The sequence below is a fragment of the Collinsella aerofaciens genome (assembly GCF_015561195.1).
Lineage (GTDB): Bacteria > Actinomycetota > Coriobacteriia > Coriobacteriales > Coriobacteriaceae > Collinsella > Collinsella aerofaciens_AC.
Window position 1 is genome coordinate 304,787 of the sequence record NZ_JADMSU010000001.1, and the last position, 11,478, is coordinate 316,264.

At 60.1% G+C, this 11,478-nt stretch carries 10 protein-coding genes; 5 read left to right on the forward strand and 5 right to left on the reverse strand.

Annotated elements, in window-relative coordinates; all coding sequences use genetic code 11:
* Positions 1-9: 9 nt before the first annotated feature.
* Both I2H81_RS01375 and I2H81_RS01380 read right to left on the reverse strand, forming a co-directional pair.
* A complete protein-coding gene (locus tag I2H81_RS01375; protein ID WP_195644248.1) occupies positions 10-1,890 on the reverse strand; it encodes a diguanylate cyclase in 1,881 nt (626 codons plus the stop codon).
* 211 nt (positions 1,891-2,101) lie between these two features.
* Positions 2,102-2,899 carry an alpha/beta fold hydrolase gene (locus tag I2H81_RS01380; RefSeq protein WP_195644249.1) on the reverse strand — a complete coding sequence of 266 codons (798 nt, stop codon included), beginning with the start codon at positions 2,897-2,899 and terminating at the stop codon, positions 2,102-2,104.
* A 225-nt stretch (positions 2,900-3,124) separates the two neighbouring features.
* On the opposite strand from I2H81_RS01380, the gene I2H81_RS01385 reads away from it, so the two are divergent.
* From I2H81_RS01385 to I2H81_RS01395, 3 genes are all read left to right on the forward strand, one after another.
* Positions 3,125-3,901, forward strand: a complete 777-nt coding sequence (locus I2H81_RS01385; RefSeq protein ID WP_195644250.1) for a radical SAM protein — start codon at positions 3,125-3,127, stop codon at positions 3,899-3,901.
* A 160-nt stretch (positions 3,902-4,061) separates the two neighbouring features.
* On the forward strand, positions 4,062-4,949 hold the full coding sequence (gene map, locus I2H81_RS01390) for a type I methionyl aminopeptidase (protein WP_195644251.1): 888 nt from the start codon (positions 4,062-4,064) through the stop codon (positions 4,947-4,949).
* A gap of 129 nt (positions 4,950-5,078) precedes the next feature.
* Positions 5,079-6,014: a D-2-hydroxyacid dehydrogenase gene (locus I2H81_RS01395; protein ID WP_195644252.1), complete on the forward strand. Its 936-nt coding sequence runs from the start codon at positions 5,079-5,081 to the stop codon at positions 6,012-6,014.
* A 268-nt stretch (positions 6,015-6,282) separates the two neighbouring features.
* On the opposite strand, the gene I2H81_RS01400 is transcribed toward I2H81_RS01395, so the two are convergent.
* The 3 genes from I2H81_RS01400 to I2H81_RS01410 form a co-directional block, all read right to left on the reverse strand.
* On the reverse strand, positions 6,283-6,750 hold the full coding sequence (locus I2H81_RS01400) for a PIN domain-containing protein (RefSeq protein WP_195644253.1): 468 nt from the start codon (positions 6,748-6,750) through the stop codon (positions 6,283-6,285).
* Between the two features lie 16 nt (positions 6,751-6,766).
* Positions 6,767-7,147 carry a translation repressor RelB gene (locus I2H81_RS01405; RefSeq protein ID WP_195644254.1) on the reverse strand — a complete coding sequence of 127 codons (381 nt, stop codon included), beginning with the start codon at positions 7,145-7,147 and terminating at the stop codon, positions 6,767-6,769.
* A gap of 214 nt (positions 7,148-7,361) precedes the next feature.
* Positions 7,362-8,747, reverse strand: a complete 1,386-nt coding sequence (locus tag I2H81_RS01410; RefSeq protein ID WP_195644255.1) for a M18 family aminopeptidase — start codon at positions 8,745-8,747, stop codon at positions 7,362-7,364.
* Between the two features lie 161 nt (positions 8,748-8,908).
* On the opposite strand from I2H81_RS01410, the gene I2H81_RS01415 reads away from it, so the two are divergent.
* Positions 8,909-9,994 (forward strand): carcinine hydrolase/isopenicillin-N N-acyltransferase family protein, encoded by a 1,086-nt coding sequence (locus I2H81_RS01415; RefSeq protein WP_195644256.1) that lies wholly within the window; start codon positions 8,909-8,911, stop codon positions 9,992-9,994.
* A 140-nt stretch (positions 9,995-10,134) separates the two neighbouring features.
* Complete coding sequence (locus tag I2H81_RS01420) at positions 10,135-11,214, forward strand: 6-phosphofructokinase (protein ID WP_195644257.1); 1,080 nt, start codon at positions 10,135-10,137, stop codon at positions 11,212-11,214.
* The last annotated feature ends 264 nt before the right edge of the window (positions 11,215-11,478 follow it).

Genomic DNA, 11,478 nt, shown 5'->3' on the forward strand with positions numbered 1-11,478 from the left:
TTGGTCAAACTAAATCGTGGGAAACGCGACAACGTCGGCGGGGCGTGCCAACGTCTCGGCAATACGGTCTTGCACCTCGAGCAGGCAGTCGAGCAACAGCGGGTTAAAGGTGCCGCACTTACCGTCCAGGATCATCTGGATTGCCTCCTTGTGCGGGATAGCGTCTTTGTATACGCGCACGCTCGTCAGCGCATCGTACACGTCAGCCACCGAAACCACCTGCGCGGCGATGGGGATATCGTCGCCCTTAAGGCCATCGGGATAACCCTTGCCGTCCCAGCGCTCGTGGTGCCAACGCGCAATCTGGTACGCATATTCCATAAGCGCATTACCGGCGTGATGGCTACCCAGCTCAAGCAGCATGTCGGCGCCGATCGTGGTATGCGTCTTCATAATCTCGAACTCATCGGGCGTAAGGCGTCCGGGCTTGTTGAGAATCGCATCGTCAATCGACATCTTGCCGATATCGTGCAGCGCCGAAGCCAGGGCGATCGTAGAGCGTTCCTCATTGTCGAGGGAGACCGTGCCGCTACGCTGGACCAGACAGCCAAGCAGCAGCTCGGTCAGCTTCTCGATGTTCGTAACGTGCCTGCCGCTCTCGCCGTTGCGAAGCTCCATGATGCCGGCCATGATGTCGATGAGCATGCGACTGTTCTTGACGCGCTCGTTGTACTGCTGGGACAGCAGGCTCGTCAGGCGGCGCTGTTTGGCGTACAGGCGGATGGTGTTGCTTACGCGGCGGCGCACGATACGGGAGTCAAACGGGCGGTTGATATAGTCCGAGGCGCCCAGCTCGTACGCGCGCAGAACCATATCATCGGAATCTTCGCTCGAAATCATGATGACAGGCAGATTGTCGATACCCGTTCGGCGCGACAGATCGGCCAGCACCTCAAAGCCGCTTATGCCCGGCATGACAATGTCCAGCATCACGAGCGACAACTCATCGCCATAGCGGTCGACCATGTCGAGCGCTATACGACCGTTATCGGCCTCGAGGATGCAATACTCGTCCTTGAGCATCTCGCTGAGAATGGCTCGGTTCATCTCGGAGTCATCGATAATAAGCACCAAGGGCTTTTCGCTTTGGAAGGCCTCGATGGAATCGGCATCGGTCACGACCGTACCGGCTTTTGCCTTAGCGCGGCTCAATAACTGGGCAGCGCGGCCAACGCCCTCATCGACCGTCTCGCCATGAATGCGAACGCCACCAACACATGCCGTCAAGCTCACGTACTCATGGCCCGGAATAATCGTGGAACGAACGGCATCGGACACCTGATGCAGGCGACGGGTGAAGTCATCGGAGGGAATATTGGGCATGACAACCACAAACTTGTCGCAGCCATAGCGCACAAGCTCGTCAGTCGAACGAATTCCGCTGCGTATGGCTGTCGCCACAGCACCGAGCGCAAGGTCGCCGGCATGACGGCCACATGTATCGTTGAAGACCCTAAAATCATCAAGGTCGATCATCGCAACGCCGGCATTCATGCGGGCGCTTCGGAGCTTTTCCTCGTAATATCGGCGATTGCGCACACTCGTCAGCACGTCGGTGTAGACAAGGTCCTCTTCTGCGGCCTCTTGCTCATCGATCGGACGCACCATCAGCAAGACGTGAGGCTCGCCCTCGACCTTCAGAGGGCGCAGACGGGCGCGGTACTCAATACCATCATTGAGTAGCTGCTCCGACACCTCACCCGAATCTGCCAAGGCCTCAAGACTCGACTGACGCAGACAAGGGCAGCGATCGCCGGCGAGCAGGCAGTTAGGCTCACTCTTAATCTGATCGGCCGACAGCAAACGCACCACGGGGTAGGTCTTCGCGACGCGGGCGACCTCGGCGGCAGCCTCCTCGTCGGTTAGATTGACCTCGTGATTATTGAGCATATGGGGCCCTTTCGATAGTTTCGCATGGTAGCGGTGGGTTCCAAATGCTACAAGGGTAACACCTTGTCGATGCAGGTAAGTACGTGAATGCTGTTACAGTTTTATGAGTTGGCAGGCGGCGCGATTGAAGTCGCAGACGTGAGGTTTTGAGCACATTTGTTAACACGGCCGAAACGTTTGCGGATGGAGCCTGCTTTGGCTATTGCGGGTGCTAGAACCCCAGGATGCCACGGACAGTCTGGGCAGCCGCTGCCGGACGATCGCGCAGGCCGTTGTGCGCCCCGGGAATCGTTACGAGGGGGCAATCGAGATATTTGGCAGCCGCTCGCGTGCCAGCCTCGCGGGGCGTGCCAATCGAGAGCTCGCCCAGGAGCACGGCGGCCACCGTTTTTGACGCGCGAACGCTATCCCAATCGGGAACGCAAGTCATAGTAATCCCGTATTCGTTTGCCATGAAACTGCGGCCGTTGCGCAGGGCATGCTTGGCTTCTGCCTCGGTCGTTCCAGGAGCCTCGGGGTCCAAGTCGCCGAGGGCTCCCAAGAAAAGCCGGAGCGCCCTTGAAACCTTCCCAGCCGCAATCATATCGAGCAAAACCGGAGCTGCGCCCAGGCCGGCACCCTCATCCGTCACGGCGGGTTCATGCAGAATCGCACGCGGGATTATGGCGGGGTTTGCACGGAGAAGCTCCAGCGTCACCAGCGTACCGGCACTGTGCGCGAGCACGTTTGCCGGAGCGCCAATATGCTCGATAACGGCCTGTAGGTCGGCGGCCTGGACGGCGAGGTCGTAGCGTCCGTCTGCAGCGTCGCCGCTCTCGCCGCAACCGCGGCGGTCGTAGGCAATGACGCGGTAGTCACAGGCGAGCTCGCGGGCGATGGCGTCAAAAAAGACGCCGTCGACGCAGGCGCCGTGCACGCACACCAAGGCAGGAGCATCAGACGACACATCCGGGCCGGCATATTCGCGACAGGCGATCGTGGTGCCCGCATTCTCGACCGTAAAATCCATGTTGTGCCCCCATCATCAATGCTCATCCAGTTGCACGTCAGCACGGTTGGATGGACCCGCATTGCTTTACACCTTGTTAACAGATTAACTTTACCCGACCCGAGGCTTTTCATGGCACGGCATCATGAGCGACGTGAAAAAACGAAACTTGTAAAGCAAGAGCCCGCACCTTGCTTTGGAGCCGATGCTATGCTTAGGCACAATTGTCTTGAGGAGCATATGCCTATGTCTACGTTTTTGAATGCCAGCCCCATCTTTGGGCCCGTTCGCAGCCGTCGCCTTGGTCTCTCGCTCGGCGTCAACATGATGCCGACCAGCGGCAAAATCTGCACGTTCGACTGCATCTACTGCGAGAACGGCCTCAACGCCGAGCGCCCCTGCCATGAGCCGTACAACACAGCTGCCGTGGTACTCGACGCGCTCGAGGCAAAGCTGCGCGAGATGGCAGCCGAGGGCGAGCTCCCCGATGTAATCACCTTCGCAGGCAACGGCGAGCCCACCGCCGCACCGGAGTTTCCACAGGCCATCGCCGGCACCGTCGCGCTGCGCGACGAGCTTGCCCCAAGCTCCAAGATCGCCGTGCTCTCCAACGGCACACGCGCCGACCGCCCCGAGGTGCACGACGCGCTCATGATGGTCGACGACAACATTCTTAAGCTCGATACCGTCGACCCGGCGTTTATCCAGCTGCTCGACCAGCCTGTTGGCCCCTACAACATCGAGCACCAGATCGAGACGTTCGCAAGCTTTGACGGTCACGTTATTATCCAGACGATCTTTTTGACCGGCGAGTATCAGGGCAAGCTCATCGACAACACCGGCGAGGAGTACGTTGCCCCCTGGCTCGCGGCGCTTGAGCGCATTCGCCCACAAGAAGCGACCATTTACACGGTGGCGCGCGAGACACCGATCGCCGGCCTTGCCAAAGCAGCGCCCGAGGTGCTCGACACGATCGCCGCACGCGTCCAAGCCCTCGGCATTCCCTGCCAGGTGAGCTACTAGCAAAACCACGCAGCAGCCAGTGCCCGCCATCCCGCTCCATCAGTTGCGGTGATATAGTTCCTGTTTGTGCTGTTAAACCGCTTAAATCGGAACTATATCACCGCAACTTTTATGGACGCGTGGGTGGGCTATACTAGCTGCGAATGAAAGGAAGTTAGCCATGTATGACAAAGGACCCGTGCCCGGCCGCAACGACGCTTGCTGGTGCGGCAGCGGCAAGAAATATAAGAAATGCCATAGCGCCTTCGACGAGCGCCTCGAGCGCCTGTGGGAGGAGGGCTGGGAGGTTCTGCCCCGTACGCTCTACAAGACGCCCGCCGACATCGAGGGCATCAAGCGCTCCGCCGCCATCAACGTGGGCGTGCTCGACTACGTAGGCGAGCACATCGCCGCAGGCATGACCACCAACCAGATCGACCAGATGATCTACGACTACACCGTCGAGCACGGTGGCACGCCGGCCGACCTTAACTACGAGGGCTATCCCAAGAGCGTGTGCACCTCGATCAACGATGTGGTCTGTCACGGTATCCCCTGCGATGCGGATGTGCTGCACGAGGGCGACATCATCAACGTAGACTGCTCCACGATCTTGGATGGTTACTTTAGTGATTCGAGCCGCATGTTCTGCATCGGCGAGGTCTCGGCCGAACGCCAGCGCCTGGTCGACGTCACCCGCGCCAGCGTGGAGGCGGGTCTGGCAGCCGTCAAGCCATGGCTGCCACTGTCCGTGATGGCCGAGGCCGTGCAAAAGACGGTCGAGGACGCCGGTTTTAGCGTGGTGCGCGAGTACGGCGGACACGGCATCGGTAAGGAGTTCCACGAGGACCCGTTTGTGGGCTTTACCACCGAGGCGCCCGATGTAGACACCATCATGGCTCCGGGCATGGTCTTTACCATCGAGCCCATGGTCAATGCCGGAGCGCCCGATATCAAGATTAGCAAGGGCGACGGCTGGTGCGTGTGCACCAAGGACGGCAGCGATTCGGCCCAGTGCGAGGTGCAGCTCGTGGTGACCGAGGACGGCTACGAACTGCTCAGCTGGTAGCTGTAGATACGCCGGATGCTGACGGGCACGCTCGTCTTGCATCCGGCGTTTTATTTGAACATTTTGCCTGATAAAACCCGCCAAAATTAACCTGCCCCCTTTTGGCAGGTCGAGCGGAAAGGACTGCTTGTGAACATCCTGGTTTTGCTGCCCGTCAACGACCGCCATCGCGCAATTCTTGAGTCGAGCGCTCCGGGCGAAGATTTTATCTACACGAGCTCCGACGCCATCACGCGTGAACAGGTCGCCGATGCCGACGTAATCTTGGGCAACATAGACCCTGCCCTGCTTACCGCGTGCGAGCACCTCCAGCTGTTGCAACTGCAGACCGCGGGCTATGACGATTACTTGGCCGCCGGCACCGTGCCAGCCGACGCTAAACTTTCCTGCTCGGTGGGCGCCTACGGCCAGGCCGTGAGCGAGCACATGTTTGCCATGGTCCTTTCCATGATGAAGCGCCTGCCCGGCTATCACGACTTGCAGCGCGAGCATCGCTGGGAGGATTTGGGGCCGGTCACCTCGCTCAAAAACGCCAATGTGCTGGTGCTGGGCGCGGGCGATATCGGCGGCCACTTCGCCACGCTCTGCCGCAGCATGGGTGCACACGTCCGCGGCATCAAGCGCCATCCGCTCGTCTACCCCATCGTGTTTGAGGACATGGACGGCATGGACGCCCTGCCCGAGCGCCTGGCCGAGGCCGACGTCGTCGCATCCTTTATGCCCAGCACACCCGAGACCCGCGGCCTGGCGAACGCCGAGTTCTTCGCCGCGATGAAGCCGGGCGCCTTCTTTGCCAACGGCGGCCGCGGCGATCTTGTGGTCACCGATGACTTGGTTGCCGCTCTGGAGTCGGGACATCTCGCCGGCGCCGCGGTCGACGTCACCGACCCCGAGCCGCTGCCTGCGACAAGCCCGCTGTGGGATGCGCCCAACATGCTCATCACGCCGCACGTCTCGGGCTGGTTCCACTTGGCCGCCACGCTCAATAACGTCGTCGACATCGCTGCGGAGAACCTGCGTCACCTACAGGCCGGCGAAACTTTACGTTGTTGGATCGAGCACTGATTTGTTCCGGCGTTTTACCAAACGCCGGAACTGCTCGACGCTGCGAGCCCGTCTGGACGGCAATCTGCCTTTCAACTTCGGCGGCATGACCAGAAAGTCAATGCCGCCTTGTTTCAAGGCACCTTGCTCGCCCAGACGGGCTCTCGCTGACTTTTGTTCTACCTGCGGGGTCTGGCTGGCGCGTGCTCAGCCTGTGGGATCTGCCTGATGTTGGCTCTGCCTATGGGCTCTCGCTGACTTTTATTCGACCTGCGGGATCTTCAAATCGCTAGAGCGTTGCTAAGTAATTTTTTGCGTCTTCTACACTCATTGCTGCGATGGGCGCATGCGAACAGAGCTTGATATCGTTGGTGACCAGGAGATCCGCTTGAGCACGTATCGCTGCCGCAATGATTAAATCGTCTTCGTAATCGCTATGGAGCTCACGCTGCCTGCTCGCCATCCATATGTCACTCAGGTCGCAGGGTACCGGCGTGGCAAGTTGCGACAACACGTCGAGGCAATCCCATGCAAGTGATGTCGACGCCACGGCGGCATCTTGGGACAGCGAGCCATGCTCGCGCCGATACCATGCCTTATGTTCGCTTGAAATCAAATAAAACAGGTCTTTGGACGATGTCGCCGCATACAGCAAATCCACCTGCGCCGTGCATGCATCGCGTAAAAACTCAATCGTCACCGAACGACCACGTCGTGAGGGAATGAAGTAATCGAGCCACACGTTGGTGTCAACCAAGATGCGCTTTGGGGCCTCACTCATAGAGCCAGCTCATCTCTTCGCCATAGCGCTCCGCATAGGCATTCCGTTTGAGCTCTTCGTCGTCCGATGGCTGAGCCTTGACCATATCGATTCCCGAATCACGGCAAGCGGCAGCGAACAGCTTCGACCCCTGATCCATAAGCTCGAGCTTACGTTTGGCGGCCTTTTCGTGCTCGCGCTGTTCCGCCCGGGCACGACTGGGCAGCAGGATATCCTCGAGCGCACCGGGGCGATCGGCCAGCGACGCCGCAAGCTGCCAGAGCGCTCGCACCGCTTGGCTCGGCGTCATACCGGCCTTGGAGAGAGCGGCGTCCCCACTCCTTTTAAGATCGGCATCGAGACGTACGTTGATCTGAGCGGCTGTTGTGGTCATGACCCCTCCTTAATACTTCAAAACTATCATAAAACTCTATGGTAGATACGTAAAGCATGTATAGCATTTACAAGCATCAGCCGTACTCTGTACACAAAAAGCCGCCGAGGCACACTGCACCTCGGCGGCTACGCATCACCAATCCAGTTCGGTTTCACCTTTTGCATTCGCCCAGATAAAACCTGCCGAAATTAACATCCCTTTTTGGCAGGTTTTAGAGCTCCACGCTTTCGGCGCCGTTGATGGTTAGGTTTCGCTCGTAGAAGGCGGTGAGGGCGCGGATGGCGTACATAACGTCGCGCACGCCGCCGGTCTCGTAGCTCGAGTGCATGGCCAGCTGCGGCAGGCCCACGTCTACGGCGTGCATGCTCGCCTGCATGTTCGACAGGTTGCCCAGGGTGGAGCCGCCGGCCATATCACTCTTGTTGGCGAAGGCCTGCGTGGGCACGTCGGCGTCATCGCAGATGGCCTGGAACACCGCGCGGCTAAAGGCATCGGTGCAGTAGTGCTGGTTAGCAGCTTCCTTGACGACGATGCCCCCGTTAAGCACCACCTGGTTGCGGGCATCGCACTTCTCGGCATGGTTGGGATGCACGGCATGTGCGTTGTCGCAGCTCACGAGCATCGAGGCGGCAAGCGCGCGGTGGTACGACTCGTCGTCAAAGCCCAGCGAGCCGTTAATGCGGCGCAGCGCATCGGCCAAGAACGTCGACATGGCGCCCTGCTTGGTCTCGGAGCCAACCTCCTCGTTATCAAAGCAGCAAAAGACCGAGACATCGTGCGCGTTCTCGGCACCCAAAAATGCCTGCAGAGAGGTGTAGGCGCATGCCAGGTCGTCGAGCTTGGGCGTCGAGATAAACTCATCGGCCCAGCCCCAAATGCGCGCATCCTGACGATTGACCAGGAACAGATCGCGGCCCAAAATTTGCTCGGGCTCAACGTCCAGTTCGTCGGCGATCAGAGCATCAAAGTCGCCCTGCTTAAGGTCACCGGCGCTGATGAGCGGGCACAGGTCGACGGCGCGGTTGGGCGCAAAGCCCTCATTAACGCCACGATTCATATGGATGGCAAGGCTCGGGATAATAGCGACCTCGCGCTCGGTGGAAAGCAGGCGGCTCTCAATACGGTCGCCTTCGCGTACCAACACGCGTCCAGCCAGCGCCAGCGGGCGATCGAACCAGGTGTAGTCGATCATGCCGCCGTAGGCCTCGGTGTTCAGGCGCAGCGTCTCGCCCGCGCCGTCGAGCTCGGGCACGGCCTTAACCTTAAACGTCGGCGAGTCGCTGTGCGACGCCGTCAGCTGAAAATGGTAGTCGCCGGCAACGCCGTCCTCGCCCCACGTCGCGGCCAGGTCCTCGCCCACCTTAAAGGCAACAACGCTCGAGGTGTTGCGCTGCGTGTAATAACGCCCGCCCGGCTCGATGTCCCACGCCGCATTCTCGGGCAGGTAGGTAAAGCCCGCCTCGTCGAGCTCGGCCATAATGGTCGCCGCCGTATGGAACATGCTGGGGCATGCCTCGATGAAGTCGATAAGGTCGTTGGCGGCCTCGATATCATCGGCCGTCACATGCGCGCGCTCGGGCGTTTCCTGATCCGTCATGCTCTCCCCTTTCGCTGGGTTGATGGTCCCTTCCAGCATACCCCGCCGCGCCAGCGCTGCACTCTTCATTCCGTGTTTAATCCCGCACCGCTCACCAAGTTGAGCCATCATGCCCGTGCACCTTTTGCGACAATTACGCTAACAGGACGAGAGGAGCCGTCATGAAGCCACGTAACATTGCCATCGCCTGCGGTGTCGCGGGAGTCGCCGTCGGCCTTGCCGCTGCCACCGGTATCGTTTATCGCAAGCAAATCAAGTCCGCCGCGTCGCTCAAACGCTTGACCAGCTACGCGGATGGCTATGACCTGTACGCAATCGACATCGCCTACGACTACGATCTTGATCGCATCATCGCCGCTGGCGTGCGCGACGACCAGGCCTACATCGATGCCGTGGTGGCACAGGTGCTGCCCGGTGTGCCGGCGCATGTTCAGGCACCCCAGTTTGCCTGCAGCGCCTTTGTCGCCGTGGATGCCGAAGGTCGCGTGCGCACCGGTCGCAATTACGACTTTAAGGACGATACTTCGGCGCTGCTGGTGCGCAATCACCCACGCGGCGGCTATGCTTCCATCGGGTTTGCCGCCCTCAATAACCTGGGCGCCAACACTCCGCTTGACTCCATCACCGGACGCGCCGCGGCGTTGATGGGCCCGTTTGCCCAGCTCGACGGTGTTAACGAATGCGGCGTGTCCATTGCCGTACTCACCCTGGATTCCAAGCCCTGTGACCAGGACACGCAACGCCCCGCCATCAATACCTCGCTCGCCATCCGCCTGGTGCTCGACCGTGCCGCCACCACGCAAGAAGCTGTCGACCTGCTTTCCGCCTACGACATGCACGCCATGGCAGGACGCGATTACCACTTCTTTATCAACGACGCCGCCGGTGACGCGCGCGTAGTAGAGTGGGATCCGCGCGATCCGGACCGTGCTTTCAAAGCGACTCCTGTACGCCAGGTTACGAACTTCTACGCCTGCTATGGCGACGAAGTGCTGCCCAACCAAAAGAATGGCGAGCTGGGCCATGGTAAAGAGCGCGCCATCGCAATCGCCGATGTCCTTGACGCCCATGTCGGTGCCCAGGACGAGGCAGTCGCTTGGAAGGCCCTACGCGCTGCAGCGCAAGAACCCAATCCGAAAGACATCACCAGCAATACGCAATGGTCGGTCGTCTTTGACAATACCGAACCCGCCGCCGCCATTACGCTGCGCCGCCACTGGGGCGACGTCGACGCCTTCGCACTGTAAGGACCCAGGCTCGTCGACCTTACGCTCGCCTGACGTTGTTTACATTTCTATACGCTTGAGCTAACACGTTTTACCCCCGTATCAACAGTGTGCGGGGGTAAACTTATGCGCATGTTATAACTTGCCCGGAAGGATTCATCATGCTTAGGATCGGTCTTCTTACCAGTGGCGGCGACTGCCAGGCGCTCAACGCCACCATGCGCGGCATTGTCAAAACGCTTATGACCAATAGCGAAGAGCCTATTGAGATCTATGGTTTTGAGGACGGCTACCAGGGCCTTATCTACAGCCGGTTCCGCGTCATGACGCCCGCCGATTTTAGCGGCATCCTTACCCGTGGCGGCACCATCCTGGGCACGAGCCGTACGCCGTTCAAGCGCCTGGATATTCCCGAGGCCGACGGCGTCGAGAAGGTGCCGGCAATGGTCCACACCTATCATAAGCTGCAGCTCGACTGCCTGTTTATGCTGGGCGGCAACGGCTCCACCAAGACCGCCAACCGTCTGCGCGAAGAGGGCCTCAACGTTATCGCCCTGCCTAAGACCATCGATAACGACACCTGGGGCACCGAGCTGACGTTTGGCTTTACGAGCGCCATCGACGTCGCCACCAAGTGCATCGACGACATTCACACCACCGCTTCGAGCCACGGCCGCGTGTTCGTTATCGAGATCATGGGCCACAAGGTTGGCTGGATCCCGCTATACGCCGGCGTCGCGGGCGGCGCGGATGTCATCCTGATTCCCGAGATCCCCTACGACATGGATAACGTCATCAAGACCATCGAGCATCGCATGGAGACCGGCAGCCGCTTTACCATCGTGGCCGTCGCCGAGGGCGCCATCTCCAAGGAGGATGCGGCGCTGTCCAAGAAGGAGTACAAGAAGAAGCTCGCCGAGCGCACGAGCCCGTCAATCGTGTACGACATCGCCAAGGAGATCGAGGCCCAGACCGGTCGCGAGACCCGCGTCGCCATCCCCGGTCACACGCAGCGCGGCGGCCAGCCCGACGCTCAGGACCGCATCTTTGCGACCCAGTGCGGCGTCGAGGCCGCGCTTGGCTGCCTGCGCGGCGAGTTTGGCTACATGATCGCCCTGTGCGATGGCAAGATGTGCCACATGCCACTCGAGGAGGTCGCCGGCAAGCTCAAGTATGTCGACCCCCAGAGCGATCTTGTGCGCGAGGCCAAGGCATTGGGCATCAGCTTCGGCGACGAATAGCCTCGGCCGGAACTGCTCTCATCGGAGGCCCCAGGGCTTACCTCCCAAATCGTCCTCGGACATGTCAGGACCCCGCTGCGCGCTTCGCGCGGCGGGGTCCTTCCGTCCTGCGGAAAGATTTGGGAGGTAAGCCCTGGGGCCTCCTGCGGTAACTGGAGGGGCCAAGACTATTCGTCTTCTTGCTGCGGATGCCTGGTGTAGGATGCGGCGTGCATTTTTGGGAGTATTCAGCAGCCGAGGGTGCCTGCATACTGGATTTTGGGC

Coding starts and splice junctions, on each gene's coding strand:
- I2H81_RS01420 (WP_195644257.1), top strand. CDS start 10,135: ATGCTTAGGATCGGTCTTCTTACCAGTGGCGGCGACTGCCAGGCGCTC.
- I2H81_RS01375 (WP_195644248.1), bottom strand. CDS start 1,890: ATGCTCAATAATCACGAGGTCAATCTAACCGACGAGGAGGCTGCCGCC.
- I2H81_RS01385 (WP_195644250.1), top strand. CDS start 3,125: ATGTCTACGTTTTTGAATGCCAGCCCCATCTTTGGGCCCGTTCGCAGC.
- I2H81_RS01410 (WP_195644255.1), bottom strand. CDS start 8,747: ATGACGGATCAGGAAACGCCCGAGCGCGCGCATGTGACGGCCGATGAT.
- I2H81_RS01415 (WP_195644256.1), top strand. CDS start 8,909: ATGAAGCCACGTAACATTGCCATCGCCTGCGGTGTCGCGGGAGTCGCC.
- map (WP_195644251.1), top strand. CDS start 4,062: ATGTATGACAAAGGACCCGTGCCCGGCCGCAACGACGCTTGCTGGTGC.
- I2H81_RS01380 (WP_195644249.1), bottom strand. CDS start 2,899: ATGGATTTTACGGTCGAGAATGCGGGCACCACGATCGCCTGTCGCGAA.
- I2H81_RS01405 (WP_195644254.1), bottom strand. CDS start 7,147: ATGACCACAACAGCCGCTCAGATCAACGTACGTCTCGATGCCGATCTT.